The organism is Campylobacter canadensis, assembly GCF_013177655.1.
Lineage (GTDB): Bacteria > Campylobacterota > Campylobacteria > Campylobacterales > Campylobacteraceae > Campylobacter_E > Campylobacter_E canadensis.
The window spans coordinates 1609232-1628072 of record NZ_CP035946.1 but is presented as its reverse complement, the minus strand read 5'-3'; the positions used below and the strand labels follow the sequence as shown (position 1 = coordinate 1628072).

The 18841-nt window shown below is 27.1% G+C and carries 21 protein-coding genes and 1 pseudogene; 4 read left to right on the top strand and 18 right to left on the bottom strand.

Annotated features, from left to right (window positions below; all coding sequences use genetic code 11):
• Window positions 1-151 precede the first annotated feature (151 nt).
• The 6 genes and pseudogenes from CCANL266_RS09825 to CCANL266_RS07850 all read right to left on the bottom strand — a co-directional run bounded on the left by CCANL266_RS09825 (window position 152) and on the right by CCANL266_RS07850 (window position 6116).
• The gene (locus tag CCANL266_RS09825) at window positions 152-592 is read right to left on the bottom strand and encodes a methyl-accepting chemotaxis protein (RefSeq protein ID WP_425321184.1); all 441 of its coding nucleotides are present in this window, start codon (window positions 590-592) and stop codon (window positions 152-154) included.
• 735 nt (window positions 593-1327) lie between these two features.
• Window positions 1328-1945 (bottom strand): annotated as a pseudogene (locus CCANL266_RS09820) (PDC sensor domain-containing protein); the annotation flags it as partial.
• Between the two features lie 330 nt (window positions 1946-2275).
• Entirely contained in the window at window positions 2276-3007 is a 732-nt protein-coding gene (locus CCANL266_RS07865) for a thioredoxin domain-containing protein (protein ID WP_172233760.1), read from the bottom strand.
• A gap of 33 nt (window positions 3008-3040) precedes the next feature.
• The gene (locus CCANL266_RS07860) at window positions 3041-4762 is read right to left on the bottom strand and encodes a selenocysteine-specific translation elongation factor (protein ID WP_172233757.1); all 1722 of its coding nucleotides are present in this window, start codon (window positions 4760-4762) and stop codon (window positions 3041-3043) included.
• Window positions 4756-5859 carry an AAA family ATPase gene (locus tag CCANL266_RS07855; protein ID WP_172233754.1) on the bottom strand — a complete coding sequence of 368 codons (1104 nt, stop codon included), beginning with the start codon at window positions 5857-5859 and terminating at the stop codon, window positions 4756-4758. Before CCANL266_RS07855 ends, CCANL266_RS07860 begins: the two co-directional genes overlap by 7 nt.
• A 35-nt stretch (window positions 5860-5894) precedes the next feature.
• Window positions 5895-6116, bottom strand: a complete 222-nt coding sequence (locus CCANL266_RS07850; protein ID WP_172233751.1) for a hypothetical protein — start codon at window positions 6114-6116, stop codon at window positions 5895-5897.
• Window positions 6117-6215: 99 nt separating this feature from the next.
• Here CCANL266_RS07850 and CCANL266_RS07845 point away from each other — a divergent pair, with 99 nt between their 5' ends.
• Window positions 6216-7205, top strand: a complete 990-nt coding sequence (locus CCANL266_RS07845; RefSeq protein WP_172233748.1) for a PLP-dependent cysteine synthase family protein — start codon at window positions 6216-6218, stop codon at window positions 7203-7205.
• Window positions 7202-7603 carry a DUF1090 family protein gene (locus tag CCANL266_RS07840; protein WP_172233745.1) on the top strand — a complete coding sequence of 134 codons (402 nt, stop codon included), beginning with the start codon at window positions 7202-7204 and terminating at the stop codon, window positions 7601-7603. Before CCANL266_RS07845 ends, CCANL266_RS07840 begins: the two co-directional genes overlap by 4 nt.
• 9 nt (window positions 7604-7612) lie before the next feature.
• Here the strand turns inward: CCANL266_RS07840 and CCANL266_RS07835 are convergent, their stop codons facing one another.
• Together CCANL266_RS07835 and CCANL266_RS07830 are read right to left on the bottom strand one after the other, a co-directional pair.
• Window positions 7613-8812, bottom strand: a complete 1200-nt coding sequence (locus CCANL266_RS07835; RefSeq protein ID WP_172233742.1) for an MFS transporter — start codon at window positions 8810-8812, stop codon at window positions 7613-7615.
• Between the two features lie 15 nt (window positions 8813-8827).
• Window positions 8828-9226 (bottom strand): MarR family winged helix-turn-helix transcriptional regulator, encoded by a 399-nt coding sequence (locus CCANL266_RS07830; protein ID WP_172233739.1) that lies wholly within the window; start codon window positions 9224-9226, stop codon window positions 8828-8830.
• Window positions 9227-9343: 117 nt separating this feature from the next.
• Here CCANL266_RS07830 and hypE point away from each other — a divergent pair, with 117 nt between their 5' ends.
• Together hypE and CCANL266_RS07820 are read left to right on the top strand one after the other, a co-directional pair.
• Window positions 9344-10327, top strand: coding sequence for a hydrogenase expression/formation protein HypE (gene hypE / locus CCANL266_RS07825; protein WP_172233736.1), 984 nt, complete (start codon window positions 9344-9346; stop codon window positions 10325-10327).
• Window positions 10327-10677, top strand: coding sequence for a hydrogenase maturation nickel metallochaperone HypA/HybF (locus tag CCANL266_RS07820; RefSeq protein ID WP_172233733.1), 351 nt, complete (start codon window positions 10327-10329; stop codon window positions 10675-10677). The genes hypE and CCANL266_RS07820 overlap by 1 nt, the downstream gene beginning before the upstream one ends.
• Window positions 10678-10967: 290 nt before the next feature.
• On the opposite strand, the gene CCANL266_RS07815 is transcribed toward CCANL266_RS07820, so the two are convergent.
• The 10 genes from CCANL266_RS07815 to CCANL266_RS07770 all read right to left on the bottom strand — a co-directional run bounded on the left by CCANL266_RS07815 (window position 10968) and on the right by CCANL266_RS07770 (window position 18838).
• Window positions 10968-12215: a citrate synthase gene (locus CCANL266_RS07815; RefSeq protein ID WP_172233730.1), complete on the bottom strand. Its 1248-nt coding sequence runs from the start codon at window positions 12213-12215 to the stop codon at window positions 10968-10970.
• 74 nt (window positions 12216-12289) lie between these two features.
• Window positions 12290-13453 carry a cation:proton antiporter gene (locus CCANL266_RS07810; RefSeq protein WP_172233726.1) on the bottom strand — a complete coding sequence of 388 codons (1164 nt, stop codon included), beginning with the start codon at window positions 13451-13453 and terminating at the stop codon, window positions 12290-12292.
• Between the two features lie 7 nt (window positions 13454-13460).
• Window positions 13461-14207, bottom strand: a complete 747-nt coding sequence (locus tag CCANL266_RS07805) for an alpha/beta fold hydrolase (RefSeq protein WP_172233723.1) — start codon at window positions 14205-14207, stop codon at window positions 13461-13463.
• Window positions 14194-14415: a type II toxin-antitoxin system Phd/YefM family antitoxin gene (locus CCANL266_RS07800; protein ID WP_172233720.1), complete on the bottom strand. Its 222-nt coding sequence runs from the start codon at window positions 14413-14415 to the stop codon at window positions 14194-14196. Before CCANL266_RS07800 ends, CCANL266_RS07805 begins: the two co-directional genes overlap by 14 nt.
• Window positions 14412-14603, bottom strand: a complete 192-nt coding sequence (locus CCANL266_RS07795) for a hypothetical protein (protein WP_172233717.1) — start codon at window positions 14601-14603, stop codon at window positions 14412-14414. The genes CCANL266_RS07800 and CCANL266_RS07795 overlap by 4 nt, the downstream gene beginning before the upstream one ends.
• Entirely contained in the window at window positions 14587-15990 is a 1404-nt protein-coding gene (locus CCANL266_RS07790) for a PepSY-associated TM helix domain-containing protein (protein WP_172233714.1), read from the bottom strand. Before CCANL266_RS07790 ends, CCANL266_RS07795 begins: the two co-directional genes overlap by 17 nt.
• Complete coding sequence (gene lgt / locus CCANL266_RS07785; protein WP_172233711.1) at window positions 15977-16783, bottom strand: prolipoprotein diacylglyceryl transferase; 807 nt, start codon at window positions 16781-16783, stop codon at window positions 15977-15979. The genes CCANL266_RS07790 and lgt overlap by 14 nt, the downstream gene beginning before the upstream one ends.
• Window positions 16784-17419, bottom strand: coding sequence for a protein-L-isoaspartate(D-aspartate) O-methyltransferase (locus tag CCANL266_RS07780; RefSeq protein WP_172234433.1), 636 nt, complete (start codon window positions 17417-17419; stop codon window positions 16784-16786). It lies immediately after the preceding gene.
• Window positions 17409-18431, bottom strand: a complete 1023-nt coding sequence (locus CCANL266_RS07775; RefSeq protein ID WP_172233708.1) for a ribonucleotide-diphosphate reductase subunit beta — start codon at window positions 18429-18431, stop codon at window positions 17409-17411. Before CCANL266_RS07775 ends, CCANL266_RS07780 begins: the two co-directional genes overlap by 11 nt.
• The gene (locus tag CCANL266_RS07770; RefSeq protein WP_172233705.1) at window positions 18428-18838 is read right to left on the bottom strand and encodes an RDD family protein; all 411 of its coding nucleotides are present in this window, start codon (window positions 18836-18838) and stop codon (window positions 18428-18430) included. The genes CCANL266_RS07775 and CCANL266_RS07770 overlap by 4 nt, the downstream gene beginning before the upstream one ends.
• Window positions 18839-18841: the final 3 nt, after the last annotated feature.

The window sequence follows — 18841 nt, the reverse complement described above, 5'->3', positions numbered from 1 at the left end:
CTTAATGCTACTATTGGCTTAGTGAATGGCTAAGGCTATAATTTAATAAATGCTTTATGTTTTGTTAGTTTCTAAAATAGCACTAATTTTTATTAAAAATTACTAGAAAAATATTGTTAATTAAATTCTCTCCTAAAAAGGAGAGAATGTGTTAGAATTTGTTTTTATTTACCTGTTCAACAACGCTACTTGCCATATTATCAACATCACTAGCAATATCGTTTGTGCTTTGTGCAACGCTTACATTTTCTCTAGTTAATTCATCAATTTCACTAATTGCTCCGTTAATTTGAGAAATAGCTTGAGTTTGTTCTTTAATGCTTTCGCTCATATCATTTATTCCTTGAGTTAAAACATTAACACTTGCTTCAATTTCTGTTAGTGATTTTTGAGTGTTTTCAGCTAGTTTTCTAACTTCATCAGCAACAACCGCAAAGCCTCTTCCATGCTCTCCTGCTCTAGCTGCTTCAATAGCCGCATTTAATGCTAGTAGGTTAATTTGCTCTGCTATATCTCTAATCATAGTGATTACATTTTTAATATCTTCGCCGTTTTTAATAACTTCATTTGATTTTTGGCTAACTGCTTGCATAGATGCACTCATTTGCTCAACCGCAGCTGCACTTTCTTGAAGGCTATTTGCTTGTGCTCTTGCACCTTCATTAATTTTTGCAACAGAGCTTTTTAGAGTTTGACTTTTTTCTTGTAAAACTTTTGCGCTATCAAGTTGAGCTTGTAACATTTTTCTTACTTGTTCACCAAGCATATTTGTTGCAATTTCAACTCTACCTTTAGCGTTTATTAATTCACGCCTAAAATCATTTTGTGCATATTCATCAAAGATTTTTTCAATCTCATTTGTATTTTTACCAACCTTATCTTGTAAGGTATCTAGCATTTTGTTTAATACATTTTTAAGTTCAATTAATTGTGGATTTGCAGGCATTTGTGTAATTCTTGCACTTAAGTCACCTGATTCAATAGCCTTTGCAGTTTGAACGCTTTGTTCTACCGCTATTGTGTCTTGTTTTAGGTTGTTTTCAACTAATTTAATATTTTCGTTAATCGCATTAGCCATAAAGCCAAATTCATCTTTTGTATTAACATCAATTAAACTTGCATTTTTAATTTTATGATTTAAGAAATCAAAGAATATTTTTGAACCTTGCATAATTGCATTTAGCGGATTTAAACTTTGTTTGATTAAAAAGCATAAAAAAGCTAAAATTACAATTAAAGAAATCAAGAATAACAAAATATTTTGCATTAAAATATCATTTAATGTAGCATTTAAATCACTTGTTAAATTCGTGCTACAAAATTTCCAATTTGTTTTAGAAAAATTTGTACATACTGCTGTTTTTTCAGCACCTTCAAAGGTGTAAATTATTGGTTGATATTTGCCATCTTTTTCTGTCTTTTTTAATTCACTATCAATTGTTTTTAATACATCATGAGCTTGCAATTCAAGTTTTTCATTTGGGTGTAAAACAAATTTTAAATCGCTATTGTAAGCAAAAATTGTATTTGTGTCTGAAAAATGAAGAGATAAGATATTATCCTTTAAACTTTTAAACGCCATATCTCCACCAATTACACCTACAACCTTTCCATCTTTTACAATTGGAGCTGAGATTGTTACAACTTTTTCGTGTAATCTTTCATCATTATAAACATCACCGCCTAAATATGTTTTATTTTCTCTTAAAGCATCTTTATACCAGCCACGACCTCTTGCGTCTTGGTGTGGTACGATGTAAGGTTCTTCGCCTACACTTTTATAATAAAAAGCTCCAGTATTTGCAGACCCAACAAATAAAGCTGAAAAACCTGAAACATTTAAGTAGTTATTTAAATAATTTTTAACAGTTTCATCAGTTAAATTCTTATTATTAAAATCAACATTTTCAGATAAAATAACCGCAAATTTGTCAATGAAATTCATCTTTCCTGAAAAAAACGCATCAACATATAGCATAGTGGCATCAAGTCCATTTTCCTTACCTTTATCTGTATAAAATAAAGCATCAGATTTAGACGACTGAAAACTAACAATTCCTAAAACTAAAAAGCAAATAATTAAAGGAATTGCAACTAAAATAGGAATCTTGGTTGATAGTTTCATATTGTTTCCTTAAAAAAATAAATTAAAATGTTTATTTTATATAAATATTATGAATTTTTTATAAACATAAAGTTTATAATTAATAGATATATAAGTTATGATTGTGTTTAGATTTAGGTATTTTTTGGCTAAAAGATTAGCCAAAAAATATTATTTAATTTTTACATTTTCAAAAATACTTGGTGTAGCTGAAATTCCTAAATCATAAAAAATTACATCAGTTACTTTTTTGTATTTGTCTAATTTGTCATTTGCAGGAGCTTTAAAATCAACTTGCGCAAAATATTTTTTAAGTACTTCTAGTTTATCTTTATCGTTTTTAGCCTTTTTAATCTCATCTAAAATTAATACAGATTTAGCTAAAGCATCTTTATGCATTGGAAGTGGTGTTAAAATAAATGCAGTTGGTTTTATTTCTTTTGTTTGCATTAAATATTCTAAATGTTTTCTACAGTATGGACAGTCAGGGTCGCTAAACACAACATCAGCAACGCTAGCCTTAGAATCACCTAAGAATATAACAATGTCTTTATGCTCTTTTAAAAAATTAGGAATTTTACCAACTATTTGAGCCTTTTTTTGCTCTTCTTTTTTTTGGCTGTATTCTAATTTATAGTTTTTAGAGCTTTTAATATTTACAATTTCAGGGCTTAAAATAACGCCGTTTGAAAAGACAATATCTTCTCCTAATTTATTGCCATCTTGATAAATGCCAAATTCTATCATTTCAAAGCCAGTATCATCTAGTTTTTCTGTGTTTTCTAATTTGATTTCAATTTTATCACTTGGCATCATAGATTTAATTAAATCTAAAGCTTTATCTGAAATCTCACTTGCTAAAATACTAGCACTAATTGCACTTAATAAAATAACTTTTTTCATTTTATCTCCTTGTTTTATATAAAAAACTAAATTTTAGATTAAAAAGCGTTTATTATCAATATTTTTTATATTTTTTTGTGTGCTTAAATAATCTAAAATTGCAATTGCATATTTTCTACTTAAATTAAAATTATTTTTTAATTCTTGCACATCTAAACCTTTTTTCAAAAATGGTGTTAGTTTTTGTACAAATTCATCTAAGGCTCTTTTGCTTAAAAAATAATTATGAGCTAGTCTTATTATTAGATTTCTTGCACATAATTCTTTCATTAATAAATCTCCTTGTTTTCTATCTAAGTTAAGTTCATCATAAATATTATAAGGAGCGTTTGGGGTAAGTAAATCAAGCTTAGAAAATAAAATATCTTTTATATTTTGATTTAATTCTTCATAATCTAAGCCCTTTTTAAAATATAATTTGTTTTTACATTCTAAATCTTGCATATTTTTTAAAGCAATATCACACAAAAAACTATCAATTTCTAAACTTTTGCTAAGAGAATTTGCACTTTGCATTGAGTATTTGTTTTTATCAAACAATTGTTTTATTTTTTTACTTGTTTTTTCTAAGGCTTCGTGCGAGTAAAGACAAGCTTTGTCTTTATCAAATAATAAATTAAGCTCTTGTGCGATATTTAAAGCTTTATTTAAATCTAAATTAAATCTTTGCTTAGAGCAAAATAAACCAAAACCAAAAATATGAACCTTGCTTAAAAATTTAAAAACTTCATAAAAATCTTTTTTATTAAGTAAATTTAAAAGTTCTAATAATTTTTGTTTTTTTAATGGCTCAACAACACTTAAAAGTATTTTTCCACCTGCTGCAAATCTTGAATTTTTTAAAACAATATAAGCATCATCAAAGCAAAAAGCACATTCTTGTTCAAGTTCAAATCTAGCATATTCGCCAAATTCATAATAAGTAGCATTAATTATCTTTGAACCACAACAAAATAAAACCTTTTCTAAATGTTTTAATTTTGTATTTATACTTGCATAAATTGTTTTTGTCTTTCTTAAATAACCTTTTTTTGCAAGAATTTGATTTTTTTCTAATTTGCCTTTATAAGTAAAGGCAACTCTACTAAGCGCATAAGCACAATCTGTATTTTTGTGTTGCACTTGAATTTGCTTTATTTGTACATTTTCATTGTTTTCATTTACTAAATTTAGATTTTCTTTTATTGCTCCATTGCGTAAAATTCCTGTAGCAACATTACCTTGACCTTTTACATTAAAGACCCTATCAATAAAAATTCTCACAAAGTCATCTTCAATATATTGTGGTCTTTTAAGATTTAAAATAAAATGCTTTAAATCATCAATTCCTTCATTTGTTTTAGCGCTTACTAAAAAAGTTTGTAAAGGTTTAAAATCAATTGAAGATAAAATTTCAGCTTTTTTTTCATCAATATTTTTACACAAGTCAATTTTATTTAAAACTAAAATTATATTTTTAACGTCTAAAATTTTAAGAATTAATATATGTTCTTTGCTTTGTTCTTTTAAACCTTCGTTTATATCAACTACAAGCATTGCGTATTCGCTTTGCACACCTAAAACCATTGTTTTAAGCAAATTTTCATGTCCTGGAACATCAATAAAAGATACATCTTCTAAATTAGAAAATGATAAATCAATAGTAATAGCCCTTCTTATTTCTTCTTGTGTGCTATCTCCATCAAAACCATTTAATGCTTTAATAATTGAGCTTTTGCCGTGGTCAATATGACCTGCTGTGTTTATTATTAACATTTATAAAGTCCTTCTTTTTGCCAAATTTCAAAATTTTTTTCATAACCAATTGCATTATCTTTATAAAAAATAGGGCAATCATTTGCCATTATTTGCTTTTTATGCGGATTATCGTGCGGATAAATATAATCTTTTTTAAAAGGGCTATAATTATCTAAGTATTTTGGAATAGGGCTTAATTTATTATTTTTTACATAATCAAGTGCTTTATTTATCGCTAAATAACTTGCATTTGATTTTTTGCATTTACTTAAAAAAACTACACATTGAGAAAGTATTATTCTTGCTTCAGGATAGCCAATTTGTTTTACAGAATTTAAACAAGCGTTTGCAAGTAAAAGTGCGTTAGGATTGGCATTTGATACATCTTCACTTGCAAAAATTACTAATCTTCTTGCAATATATAAAACATCATAATTTTCATTTATCATTCTTGCTAAATAAAGCAATGCAGCATTTGTATCACTTGCTCTTAAGCTTTTAATAAAAGCAGAAGTAAGTAAAGCATCGTTTTGATTACTAATAAAATGCGCTCTTATTTTTTTTAAATTTTCTAAGCTAAGCTCTCCTAATTTTTTTGCATTTTCTAAAAGGTTAATCATAGCTCTTGCATCAAATGAACTTGATTTAATTAAAAATTCTTTTATTTCTTTGCTTAGATTATTATCTAAATTATCAAGAATTTTTTCTAAATCTTCATCGCTTAATGGATTGAACTCAAAAAATAATAATCTTGAACGCAAAGCGCTATTTATAGCAGAGTAAGGATTAAGCGTACTAGCACAGATAAAAAAGAAAGTATTTTTTTCAAGTGGTTTTAAGAGTGCGTCCATATTTGTACTATTTAATCTATGAACTTCATCAATGAAAATAATAGGTTTAAAAATGCTATCACTTAGGCTGATTTTTCTTAAATCATCAAGTTTAAAATTAGCAGCGTCAAATTCATAAAATGAAGTGTTTAGTTTTTTTGCAATTTCTTTTGCATAAGTTGTTTTGCCAACTCCACTTGGACCATAAAAAAATGAATGTGGAATTTCTTTATTTTCAATAAATTTATCAAACAACTCTTGTATATGCTCTTGTCCTACAAACATTTTCTTCCTTTTAAAAAAGAAAACATAATAGTATTTTAACTTAAAGCCTTAGTAAAAAGAGAATACAATTTAATATATTTTGCAAAACCAAATTCATTTAATACAAACTCAACTAAGTTGTGTAAAAATTCATTTTTTTCTTTTTCTTTTTTACCAACAAAGTTTAAAACAACACTTTTAATTTTATTTGTTTTGCTTTTTTTCTTTGAAAAAAGATTTTTCACAAAGCAAAAGCATTTTTTAAAAAAAGAAAACATTTTTTCACCTTTTTGATAACAATTTTATTTATTGTAATCAAAAAAAATTAATAACACTTTTTATGTTAGAATATTTTTAATTTTAAACAAGGAAAAATTATGTTAAACAAAATTCAAAATTATAAAAAGCTGGTAGGAAATACTCCTTTAGTAAGAGTAAATTATAGCTTTAACAACAAAAAGTCTTTTGCTTTTTTTAAACTAGAATGCTTTAATCCAAGTGGTTCAATTAAGGATAGAATGGCAATTAATATTATTGAAGATGCTTACAAGGATAAAAGTTTTAAAGAAGGAATGGGTATAAAAGAAGCAACTAGTGGAAATACAGGAATTGCTTTTAGTGCTTTAGGTGCTTATTTAGGCTGTGAGGTTGAAATATTTATGCCATCTTGGATGAGCGAAGAAAGAAAAAAATTAATTTTAAGCTATGGAGCAAAATTAAGAGAAGTTAGCAAAGAAGAAGGTGGATTTAGTGGCAGTGTAAGACTTGCTGATATTGCAGCTAGTAAAGAAAATGCTTTTAGACCTCAACAATTTGATAATTTAAGCAATGTAAAAGCACATATTACAACAGGGCAAGAAATAATTAATGACTTGCAAAAGATTAATTTAAAAGCAGATTGTTTTGTTGCAGGTGTTGGTACGGGTGGAACAATTATGGGTGTTGCAAAAGCTTTAAAAGCTTATGATAGCAATATAAAAGTTTGCCCTGTTGAGCCTGAAGGTTGCGCTAGTATGACTTATCCTGGGCAAGATGCTGAACATTTAATTCAAGGAATAGGCGATGGCTTTGTGCCTAGTATTGTAAAATTAGATGAATTAGATGATATTATTATAGTAAATGATGTAGATAGTGTAATTATGGCGCAAAAATTAGCTAAAAGTGGGCTTGGAGTAGGAATTAGCTCAGGTGCGAATTTCTTAGCAGCAATTAAGGCTAAAGAGCTTTATGGAGATTGCATAGTAACAAGTGTTTTTGCTGATTGTTCTAAAAAATATTTAAGCACAAAATTATGTGAAAATTTAAAATCTTGTGATAAATTTTTAAGCTCAAAAATTGATATTATTTCTTACGAGGTATTAAAATGAAAAAAATATTTATTTTAAGTATGTGCGCTTGTGCTTTTTTGCAAGCTGATTGTAATATAAAATTACAAAAACTACAAAATGAATTAGAGTATGCAAAACAATACTCAAATACAAATAGAATTAATGGTTTAAATAAAGCCATAGCAGATGTTAAAGCAAGGTGTAATAAAAATCCAAATTACGAGCAAGAATTAAATAAGGCTAAAAAAAGTTTAGAAAATAAAAAAGAAAGCGAAGTTTTACAAGTTGAAAGTAAGCTAAAAGAGCTTGATGCTAAAAAAGATTCTATGAGTAAAAGCGAATATAAGGCTAAAAAAGAAGAATTAAAAGCCTATAAAAAGCAAATTAAAAATGAATATAAAATTAAAAAAGAAGAGTTAAAAAATCAATATAAATAATCCTTATTTTTAAGGATTATTTTTCTTCATTACAAATAAATAATATAAAAATACAGAAAATACTACTAACACAGCACAAATATTAAATAAATTTGCATAGCCTAAGATTGGCTCAAGTTTGCCTAAACAATATGGGCTTAAACCTATTCCTAAATCAAGTGCAATAAAAAAGGTTGTGCTTGCTAAGCCAACTTTATTTACAGGTGCTAATTTTATAGCTAAACTTTGTGCGCTTGAAGTTGCAACGCCATAGCCCAATGCACAAAAAATAGCAGAAAGTAAAATTAAACTAGGATGAAAGGCATTAGCAAGTAAAAGTAGGCAAAAAACAAAGCATACTAATGATGGAAGTATTACAAAATTTGCTCCATATTTATCAAATAATTTTCCAGCAATAGGTCTTGAAAAGACACTAACAATGGCATAGCAAATAAAAAATACAGCACCAGCTTGAGAGAATTTAAAAATATAATTATTGTTGATTGTATCAAGTGCTTGAGTGTAAGCACTCATAAAAATTAAAATAGCTCCATAACAAATTCCAAGAACAAAAACCACGCTTGAAATTCCCAAAGAGCTTTTTTCAATATAAGCAAACAAACCTTTTGCTTTTTGTTTTTGATGGCTTATTTTTAATTTTCTAACCTTTAAAATAATATTAAAAATTAAAGCAAGAAAAATACTAATTGCAGTAATTAAAAAGCTTAAATTAAAAGTATTTTTGCTAGAAAGTAAAACAGCTAAAAAAGGTCCAATTGCAGAAGAAAAAATAACACTTAAAGCATAATATCCAATTCCAACTCCTCTTTTATTTTTAGGAATAATTCTAGCAATCAAAGCACCGCAAGCACTAGAACAAATTCCATAACAAAGTCCTGCAACAAAACGGATTACAATAAGCACATAAATATCTTTTACAATAAAATAAAATAAAGTATCTATTAAGTATAAAATAATGCCAACATAAATTAATAATTTAATATTGATATTATCAATCTTAGAACCAAAATACAATCTTGCAAATAAAGCCCCAATTACAAAAATTCCACTAGCAAGACCAGCCATTGCAGTATCTGCATTTAATATTTTAACAGCATAGTCATTACTTGTAATTGTAGTCATATAAAATGCAAATGTTGCTATAAAATTTATAGCAAATAAACAAATAAAATCACGATTAAATAAATTATATTTTTTACTTAAAGCCATAAAGCTCTCCTAAAATTAAAGATTTTTATTGATTTTATCAAGTAGATTAAAAAGCATATATTTTTCATCAGAATTTAAAGGACTTAGCAATGTTTCATCAAAAGCTTGTAGTTTTATGTTTATATCAAAATAAATTTCTTTTGCCTTAGCGCTTAAACTTATAATCTTTTCTCTTTTGTCTTCATTTTTACTAATGTGTATTAGTTTCATTTGCTTTAATTTATTTATTGTTCTTGATAGCAAGGCTCTATCTAAATCATAATATGCACAAATTGAACTAATGTTGCAATCTTTAGTTTTGCTAAGATAAGAAAAAACTCTTAAATCACTAAAATTAAGATTATACTCGCTACTAATTGAATTAATCTTTTGAATTATTTTTCTATCAGCATATGCAATTTTTTGATAAAACATTTTTTTCCTTTACTTGATAATATCAACTATTTTAAAACTTTTTTATTAACGAAAAAAAATATAAGTATATATTTAAAAAAAATTACTATTCTTAAAAAAATACAAAAAGGATAAAAAATGGTTTTACTAAGTTATGGTGGCGGTGGATATGAAATGGATGATTTTTTAAAAAATTTTGTTTTAAAAAATCTTTTTTTAGAGCAAGAAAATGGCTTAAGTAATGATGCAGCTGTTGAAGATGGTTTTAAAAACATAGCCTTTTCTACTGATTCTTTTGTTTTAAACCCAATTTTTATTAACGGAGCAAATATTGGAAAAATAGCAGCTTGTGGTTCAATAAATGATGTTTTAATGATGGGTGCTATGCCAAAATATATAAGTTTAGCTTTAATTTTAGAAGAAGGTTTTAGTAAAGAAAAATTAAAAATTATTTTAAATTCTTTTGCAAATGAACTAAAACAAGCAAATGTTAAATTAAAATGCGGTGATTTAAAAGTGCTACCTAAGGGTAAGTGTGATGAAATATTTATAAACACAACTTGCATAGGTGATGCTAGTGCATTTACAAATACGATAAATCCAAAAGAAATTAAAAGTGGAGATAAAATTATTTTAAGCGGCGATATTGCAAGGCACGGAGCTTGTGTGATGGCAAATAGGAATAATTTTGAATGCAATATAAAAAGTGATGCAAAATGTCTAATAAATGAGGTAAGCCAGATTTTAAAAATAGGCGGAGTAAAATGTTTAAGAGATGCTACTCGTGGTGGAATTGCTAGTGTTTTAAATGAACTATCACTTGCTTGTAATTTAGAATTTTTGATTGAAGAAGAAAAAATTATTGTAAGTGATGAGGTTTTTGCTTTTTGTGAATTGCTTGGCTTTAGCCCTTATGATTTAGCTAATGAAGGCACCTTTGTTTGCATTGCAAGTGCTAATAAGGCTGAAGAGCTTTGTGCAAAATTGCAAGAATTTAATCCTAATTCAAGAATAATAGGAGAAGTTCAAAAAAATAAAGCTACGGTAATTTTACAAAGCCCTTATGGCTTAAAAAGCGTTTTGCAATCGCCAAAAGGCGAGTTATTGCCAAGGATTTGCTAATGCATGAGATGGCTATTGTTAATAATTTATTAAATGAATGCGAAAAAATTGCTAAGCAAAAGAATGCAAAAAAAATAAATGCCGTTTATGTCAGCCTAGGTAGATTAAGCGGAGTGGAAGAGCATTATTTTAAAGAAGCTTTTAATGCCTTTGTGCAAGATGAAAATAGTATTTATTATAAAGCAAAATTATATGTAAGTGTGTGCGAGTTAGAATTATTTTGCTTTGATTGTGCTAAAAATTGTATTCAGGAAAAAAATGAATTTATATGCAAACATTGTTCTAGCGTAAATGTTAAGGTGCTTAAAGGCGATGAAATGCTTTTAAATAGCATTGAGCTTGATGTATAGTTAATATTTTAAGGCTATATAATTTAAATATAGCCTTATATTTTCATAATTAAAACTAAGGCTTTTGCAGTTAGATTGAATAATTTATATATTTAAATTATCAAATAAAATTAGTGCAAAATAGTTTTAATTTTTAGAATAATTAGTTTTAAAAGCAAAAGATTGTTGATTTTAAGTTGTTGTTATGAGATTTAAAAAGCTTAAAAAATCTCTAAATTAAGTACTAAATTACTTTTATTAAGTTGTATTTGTTGCTTAAAAAGGCTATTAGTTTTAATAGCCTTAAAAAGTTATTTTCCAACATAAAGTTGGCGAGGACGAACGATTTTTAACGGAGCTTCTTTTTGTTCAACTAGTTGTGAAATCCAGCCTGGTATTCTTCCTATTACGAATAAAACTGCAAACATTTCATTAGGAATTCCAAGTGCTTTTAAGATTAAACCGCTATGAAAATCAACATTAGGATAAAGACCACGACTTACAAAATATTCATCATTTAAAGCAATATCTTCAATTCTTTGTGCAACTTTCATAAAGTTTGCATCAATGCCAATTTCATCTACTAATTGGTCTCTTAATTTTTTAAGTACCTTAGCTCTTGGGTCAAAGTTTTTATACACTCTATGTCCAAAGCCCATTAATCTAAATGGGTCATTTTTATCTTTTGCTCTTTTAATAAATTCATCAACTCTATCAGGGGTAGCAATCATTTCAAGCATTCTAATAACACCTTCATTTGCACCACCATGCGCATGTCCCCATAATGCACCAATAGCACTAGAAATACAGCTATAAGGATGAGCGTGAGTACTACCAACAGAGCGAACAACGCTAGTTGAGGCATTTTGTTCATGGTCAGCGTGCAACATAAATACAGTATCAAGTGCTTTAACCTCAATTGGTCTTAATTCAACATGGTCGTATGGGTATGTTCTTAACATATATAAAAAGTTTTCAGTAAAACCTCTATCAAGATTTGGATAAGCCATTGGATAACCGTGTTTATATCTATAAGCACTTGCAGCTATTGTAGGAATTTTTGCAATTATTCTTGCAGCCATTTCCATATAATCTTCATGTTTATCCATATTTAAATGGTCAGGATAAAATGTAGAAAGAGCAGCAACACTTGCTTGCATAATAGCCATTGGATGAGCATCATCAGGAAAGGCATCAAATAATTTATGCATACCTTCGTGAATAAATGAGCGTTTTTTTAGTTCATATCTAAAAGCATCTAATCTTTCTTTGCTTGGCAGTTCTTTATATAAAAGCAAATGCACAACATCTAAGAATGTTTTATTTTCAGCAAGCCATTCAATTTCATAACCACGATGCCTTAATTCTCCTGCTTCACCATTTATGTAAGTTATTTCAGACTTACAAGTTGCAGTAGAGGTTAAACCTTCATCAAGTGCAAACATTCCAGTTTGAGAATAAAGCGAAGACATATTAATAACCTTTGGTCCTCTTGTGCCTTCTAAAACATCAAATTCATACTCTTTTCCATCATAGCTTAATTTAGCTTTGTTAGTCATTTTTTACTCCTTTTTATAAATGATATTTATATCATAATCTATAAATGAGTAATAATGTATCAAAAATGTGATTTTTATTTTCTTTTTGTTTCAATTAGTAACGCTAGCTTAGGAATTAAATACATAAAAAGCACTCCTTCAATTAATGCAGCAAGAATTAAAGCAATGTAAAGAGTAGAATCAATCAATTTTAATTTTTGTCCTAAGGTTGCAAAAGCTATTAATAAAGTTAGCGGCATACAGGTACTAAAAGCTAATAAAATACATTCTAATTTTAAACTTGAATAAAATACAAAAGAAGCAATTAAGCGAGTAATAGCCATAGCTAAAACCATTGAAAGCGAAAGTAAAATAAGCTCTAAATTAAGTAAAGAAAAATCTAAACTAAGACCTACAAAAATAAAAAATATAGGTATTAAAAATGGATGCCCTAATGAGCTTAATTTATGTTCTAGCTCTTTTTTATGCCCAAAAAAGCTTGAGATAAAAATTCCAGCTAAAAAAGCTCCTAAAGCTATTTCAAAATCAAAATATATTACAAGTGCAACAGCAACAATCCATAAAGATATACTAAATCTTATATCTCTTTCAGCTTTGTCGGTTGAATTTGGTACTATTACTTCTTTTAAAGCAGGAAACCACCAAAATAAAACTGAAAAAATATAATAAATAAATAAAAATACACATAAAAAAAACAAAATATATAAAACAGATAAAATAACTTGCAATGTATCGCTAGAGCTTGAAAAACTATTTATTAAAGTAAGAATTATAATACTAATAACCTCGCCTAAAGCAGCACTTATCATTGATAAATTCAGCCAGTTTGGTGTTATTTTGTAATCTTTATATAAAATACTAATTAAACCAACACTCATAATAGGTAAAATAATACTAATCATATAACTAAGATTAAAAATGAATGCAATTATTGTTGAAAGAGCATATAAAATTATATAAAAAAATAAAATTTCTTTTACTTGTTTTAGATTAAGCTTAAAAAAATCTCTTAAACTAACTTCAAGTCCTGCAATAAACATTAAATAAGAAAAACCAATGCTAGATGCAAGTTCAAAAGCTGGGGTTTTACTAATAATTCCAAATGCTCCAGCAATAGCACCTAAGATTATTTCTACTGCTAAAGTGGGTAATTTTGTAACCTTAGAAATATATGGAGAACAAAAAATTACAAAAGAAATAAACAGTAAAATATGTAAATCATTAGTATTAAAATGCATTGTTTTCCTAGAATGTTTTATTATTTAATTCATCATTTAAAAAGTCTTTAATAATCAAAGATGTATCATTTTGAATAAAGAAAAAATGATTACCACTAAATTCAAAAAAATACGAATTTTTTATTAAAGAATGTAGTATTTTACCTGCTTGAAGCTTGGTTGCATCATCTTCTTTACCCCATAAAATAAGTGTTTTAGAAGATATAGAAGAAAAATAAGAAGAAAAATCCTCATCAACAACTCTTTTAAAACTCTCATACATAACTTTGCTTAAATTAATAGCATCTTTGCTAATAAAGGGATTTTTATTTATTTTAAGCATTTTTAAACACTTGCTAATTTTAATTTTTAATCTAGTTTTAAAAGATTTTTTAAGCACAATACCAGCACTAGCAATTAAGATTAATTTATCTAATTTATATTTACTTGCATAAAGTGCTGCTAGTTTTGCCCCGTAAGAATGCCCTAAAATACAGTTTATATTTAGATTAATTTTATTTAAAAATTCCACAACAATATCTAAGCATTCAAAGCTATCAAAGCTTTTTAAAGGCTCATTGCTATTTCCAAAACCAGGCAAATCTAAAAATATTATTTTTTCAAAATTATTTTTTACTTGTTTTAAAAAAATATCTTTCATAAATTCTTTATTTGCACCCCAACCGTGCAAGATTAAACAAGTATGATTATTTTTTGCTAAGCCATCTTCTAAAAGATAGCTAAGCGAGATTTCATTTAATTTAATCTTTGCCATTTTGTTTTTTTCTTTCTTTATAAATTGCTTCAAGAACTACTAAGGCGTTTTGTAATTTTTCGTATTCGTTAATACTTAGCATTACGCATTGGAATTTATTATTTTTCATAACAAAAACCTTTTTATTAGTTTCTATTTTTTTTAAAATAGTTGTGAAATTTCTTGCAACATCTGTAGCTGAAAAAATTTCATCACGGCTTAAGTTCATTTTTTTACCTTAAATAAAACGCTAAGTGGTACAAAAAATATTATTGAAGCTACAAAAAGTAAAAAAGATAAAGCAAAAGATTGCGTGAAAAACATAGCTATAAAGCTAATTGCAAATATAGCTAAAGCAATTTTAGCATAGTTAAAAAATACGCATAAAGCAGCTATTATATTAAATAACAAAACCATTTTTTCTCCTTGCAAAAAATATTATAAATATTATCCACATTATATTAAAACCTACGGTTACAATAGAATAATATGAAAAAATAAAATCACAAAGCAATAAAATTACAAGTAATGCAATGCTAAAATAATTTAAAATACTTTGCTTTTTATAAAAAATAAAACTCAATGCAAAGCTTAAAACAAAGATTGCATAAAAGAAACTTTGCTCCATTAAAGCTCTATTTGCTAAATCCGCTGAAAGAATTTTATTTGCTATTAAATAAGCAATACTTGCATTAAAACAAGAAAAAAATGCAGAATTTGCTAAGGCTAGATAATTTGCTTTTTTCTTTTTAATTGCATACATTTGCATTGCTTTATAGATAAATACGCAAGCTAAAATTCCGCAAGCAAATAAAAGCAAACTTAAATAAATAGGGGCAAATTTTACTCTATGAAAAGTAAAAGATATCTCATAAACACTTTGCCAAAAAGAGTTATTTTTTACACTAAAACTTTTATCTTCAAGCATTTTTTCTTCATCAAAAACTATATTATTTGATGCACTTTGATTAAAAGATTTTAATGAATTTATATTTTTAATAGGGCTTATTTGAACTTGTTTTTTAGCCTTGTTTAGTGTGATTATTAGCTCTTTTGTGCCAAGTTTATCGCTTGCTGTTGAGTAAAACTCTAATATTTTATTTGTATCAAAAATATAAGAATTATCAACACTTACTTTTTCTTTACTTTGCTTTTTTTGAACCTTTGTTGTAAAAAACTTATCAATGTCTTTTGCGTAATTTAAAGCAATTCCACTAAGTGATAAAAAGCCTAAAAACACCGCAATAAAAGTGCCAACTAAGATATGAAAATCATAATTTTTAGCATAAGGATTTTTTCCTTTTAGTTCAAATATTTTTTTCTTACCAATAATAAAAAAACCGCTAAGAATAATTAAAAACATACAAAAAGCAACTATGCTAATAAGTGCTTCAATAATGCTTTGTGTGCTTTTAAAAGGAAAAATTTTATAATGCATTCCAAATAAAAATTTAGCACCTAAGGTAGGGGTTTTTGTATATTTTTCTTCTCCATCAAAGTATGCTATGTTTGATTTTTTTTCAGCTTTAGTTGAGTTTGCATTGAAGTAATTTATCTCACATAAATTATTATAAAAAGTTGGTGTTGCAACATTTATTGTCTCATAATCTTTAAACTCTTTTTGCGCATAATCAATACAATCATTAAGACTAACTTCTTTTGAATGATTTTTTTGAATGCTTGGCTGCATATAATAATTAGTGTAATCATTTATGTAAGACACACAACCAAAAAAACTTATAAAAAATAAAAACCAACAAAGCACAACCGCAAATGTGCTATGAAAAACTCTAAATACTTTCATTTCTTCTCCTAAAATAAACAATACTGCAAATAAAAATCATTATTATACTTAAAATTTGACCCATTGATAAATAAAAAGTAATCAAACCTAAATTACTATCAGGTTCTCTAAAAAATTCGCAGAAAAATCTAGCAATAGAATAAGAAATCCCATAAATACATATTAATTGACCTGTAAATTTTTGTCTTTTTTTAAAGTATAAAATTACTAAAAATACCAATAATCCTTCACAAAATGCTTCATAAAGTTGAGATGGATGTCTTAAAACGCCATCTACATAAACACCCCAAGCAACTTCAGTGCTTCTTCCAAACAACTCATGGTTTAAAAAATTTCCAATTCTTCCAAAAATATAAGCAAGTGGAACGCTAAAAGCAACTAAATCAAGCAAAGTAAATAAATTTTTTTTATGTTTTTTTGCATATAAATAACTAGCTACAAAAGCACCAAAAACTGCACCGTGAAAACTCATTCCAGCAATTCCTACGAATTCACCTCCCATAAAAGGATTAAAAATTTGCCAAGGATGTGTAAGGTAATAAAATCTATAATCACTATAAACAAACACAAATCCAAGTCTAGCCCCTAAAATAATACCAATTTCAATCCAAATAAAATAATTTTCTATTTCTTTTTTAGAAAAAGAAAAATCTTTAGCATTTTTCATCGCTATAAATAAGGCAAGTAAAAGCGACACAATATAACAAAGCGCATAATAGCGAACCTTAATACCAAAAATATCAAAAGCTACTACATTAGTATTTTCATAAAAATGTTGCCAAAATTCTAGCATTTATTCTAAACCACTTAGCATAGGTACAAAAACGCATTTATCTAATATTTCTTTTTTTATTCCATTTTTGCTTTTTGTAAATTTTGTTATTGCTTGTTCGTTTTCATCTCCAATTGGTGCTACTAAAATTCCGTTTTCTTCAAGTTGTTCAAATAAAATATCAGGAATTTCTTTTGTATATGCAGAAAGTAAAATTCTTTCATAAGGTGCATAGTTTTTAAAGCCTAGATTACCATCAGCATATCTTACTTGAACCTTTGCTTGGATTGCGTTTAGATTTTTAATTGCATTATTGGCTAAACTTTGAATTCTTTCAAGAGAAAAAACCCTACGAACCAAATAAGATAATAATGCAGCTTGATAGCCAGTACCACAGCCAATTTCTAAAATACAATCAACATTTTTTAATTCAAGTGCCATAGTCATTTTAGCAACTGTTATAGGAGAACTAATCCATTGATTTTTGTGTATTGGTGCTGCAAATAACTCATAAGCATTAGCGCTAATTGGCACAAAAATCTCACGAGGTGTATTTGCAAAAGCTTCTTTTACTTCTTTGCTTAGATTTACTTCTTTGCTAATTTGATTTGCAAATTCTATACATTTTTCTCTTTCAAAATTATCTTTAAAAATCATCAAAACTTAAACTTCCCTTGCTGTAATTTGTAACTTTACTTTCAAAGAAATTGCTTTTTTGGTCATTGAATTTAGAAAAATCATCAACCCATTTAATAGGATGTTTTGCATTGTATTTTTTTGCAAGTCCTATTGCGCTTAGTCTTTGATCTACTAGATAATGAATATATTCAGTAATTATATCATCAGTAAAGCCCATAATTTGATTTTGAGTTATATATTTACCCCATTCAATTTCAAGCTCTGCAGCTTTTTCAAACATTGAATAAATTTTAGCTATATTTGCATCATTAAACAAATCAGGTCTTTCTTTGCGAACAGAATTAATCATATTTTGAAATAATAAAAGATGGGTTATTTCATCTCTTTGAATAAATCTAATCATTTGAGCTGAGCCAAGCATTTTTCCAGCACGAGCAAGAGCATAAATTGCTGTAAAGCCACTGTAAAAATAAATCCCTTCTAAGATTTGATTTGCAACCATTGCAAATAATAATTTTTCATCAGTAACATCTCCTGCGAGTTCTTCATAAAGACTTGAAATAAAATCATTTTTTTTGCGTAAAGTTGCGTCGTGTTTTTCCATTTCATAAATTAAATCAGTATTTTCACAAATAGCTTCAACCATTACCGCATAAGATTTTGAATGATTTGCCTCTTCATAAGCTTGTCTTGCTAAAACTGCATTTATTTCAGGTGCAGTAATGTAAGGGTTTATATTATCAGCAAGATTGTTTGTTTGAAAACTATCCATAGATATTAATTGACTCCAAACTAAATCATACATTCTTTTTTCACTACTTGTAAGATTGCATTTATAATCAAGAGCATCTTTTGTAGTATCAACTTCTCTTGGAAACCAAGTGTTAGCCTCCATTAAATCCCATAATTTTAAAGCCCATTCATATTTTGCTTTAGTGAAATTTAAAATTCCTTGCGGATTACCGTTAAAAACTCTTCTATCGGTTAAGTTTTCATTACTTTGTGGATTATAAATTCTTTTTCTATTCATTTTAACTCCTTTAAAACAATTGTTTTACTTAATATATCGTGTATAAATTTGTTGTCCTTTCTAAAAAAAGGAAAAACAATTCCAAATAAAAAAGCAAAACTTATTAAAAATATAATAAATCTTAGTACAAGTTGGTATAAATTTGCTTTTTTTCCATCAATAGCCCTTAAATGTAAAAACATATATTTATACCCAGGGCTTTGAGCCTTAAATAAAAAAAATAATATAAGTATAAAAATATAAAAAATACTAGCATAGGCAATTAGCATTTGACTACTTCTATATTCAAATGCACTGCCTGCAATTATGTACGTAAAAAAATACTGAATTGGCATCATTATCATAAATAAATCAATAATACCTGCCTTAAATCTATCATAAATAGTGGCAAATTTAACTTTTGCCATAAT

Coding starts and splice junctions, on each gene's coding strand:
- CCANL266_RS07820 (WP_172233733.1), top strand. CDS start 10,327: ATGCATGAGATGGCTATTGTTAATAATTTATTAAATGAATGCGAAAAA.
- CCANL266_RS07815 (WP_172233730.1), bottom strand. CDS start 12,215: ATGACTAACAAAGCTAAATTAAGCTATGATGGAAAAGAGTATGAATTT.
- CCANL266_RS07850 (WP_172233751.1), bottom strand. CDS start 6,116: ATGTTTTCTTTTTTTAAAAAATGCTTTTGCTTTGTGAAAAATCTTTTT.
- CCANL266_RS07855 (WP_172233754.1), bottom strand. CDS start 5,859: ATGTTTGTAGGACAAGAGCATATACAAGAGTTGTTTGATAAATTTATT.
- CCANL266_RS07790 (WP_172233714.1), bottom strand. CDS start 15,990: ATGAAAGTATTTAGAGTTTTTCATAGCACATTTGCGGTTGTGCTTTGT.
- CCANL266_RS07770 (WP_172233705.1), bottom strand. CDS start 18,838: ATGGCAAAAGTTAAATTTGCCACTATTTATGATAGATTTAAGGCAGGT.
- CCANL266_RS07800 (WP_172233720.1), bottom strand. CDS start 14,415: ATGAACTTAAGCCGTGATGAAATTTTTTCAGCTACAGATGTTGCAAGA.
- CCANL266_RS07795 (WP_172233717.1), bottom strand. CDS start 14,603: ATGGTTTTGTTATTTAATATAATAGCTGCTTTATGCGTATTTTTTAAC.
- CCANL266_RS07780 (WP_172234433.1), bottom strand. CDS start 17,419: ATGATTTTTAAAGATAATTTTGAAAGAGAAAAATGTATAGAATTTGCA.
- CCANL266_RS07830 (WP_172233739.1), bottom strand. CDS start 9,226: ATGTTTTATCAAAAAATTGCATATGCTGATAGAAAAATAATTCAAAAG.
- CCANL266_RS07775 (WP_172233708.1), bottom strand. CDS start 18,431: ATGAATAGAAAAAGAATTTATAATCCACAAAGTAATGAAAACTTAACC.
- CCANL266_RS07835 (WP_172233742.1), bottom strand. CDS start 8,812: ATGGCTTTAAGTAAAAAATATAATTTATTTAATCGTGATTTTATTTGT.
- hypE (WP_172233736.1), top strand. CDS start 9,344: ATGGTTTTACTAAGTTATGGTGGCGGTGGATATGAAATGGATGATTTT.
- CCANL266_RS07810 (WP_172233726.1), bottom strand. CDS start 13,453: ATGCATTTTAATACTAATGATTTACATATTTTACTGTTTATTTCTTTT.
- CCANL266_RS07865 (WP_172233760.1), bottom strand. CDS start 3,007: ATGAAAAAAGTTATTTTATTAAGTGCAATTAGTGCTAGTATTTTAGCA.
- CCANL266_RS07860 (WP_172233757.1), bottom strand. CDS start 4,762: ATGTTAATAATAAACACAGCAGGTCATATTGACCACGGCAAAAGCTCA.
- CCANL266_RS07840 (WP_172233745.1), top strand. CDS start 7,202: ATGAAAAAAATATTTATTTTAAGTATGTGCGCTTGTGCTTTTTTGCAA.
- CCANL266_RS07845 (WP_172233748.1), top strand. CDS start 6,216: ATGTTAAACAAAATTCAAAATTATAAAAAGCTGGTAGGAAATACTCCT.
- CCANL266_RS09825 (WP_425321184.1), bottom strand. CDS start 592: ATGCAAGCAGTTAGCCAAAAATCAAATGAAGTTATTAAAAACGGCGAA.
- CCANL266_RS07805 (WP_172233723.1), bottom strand. CDS start 14,207: ATGGCAAAGATTAAATTAAATGAAATCTCGCTTAGCTATCTTTTAGAA.
- lgt (WP_172233711.1), bottom strand. CDS start 16,783: ATGCTAGAATTTTGGCAACATTTTTATGAAAATACTAATGTAGTAGCT.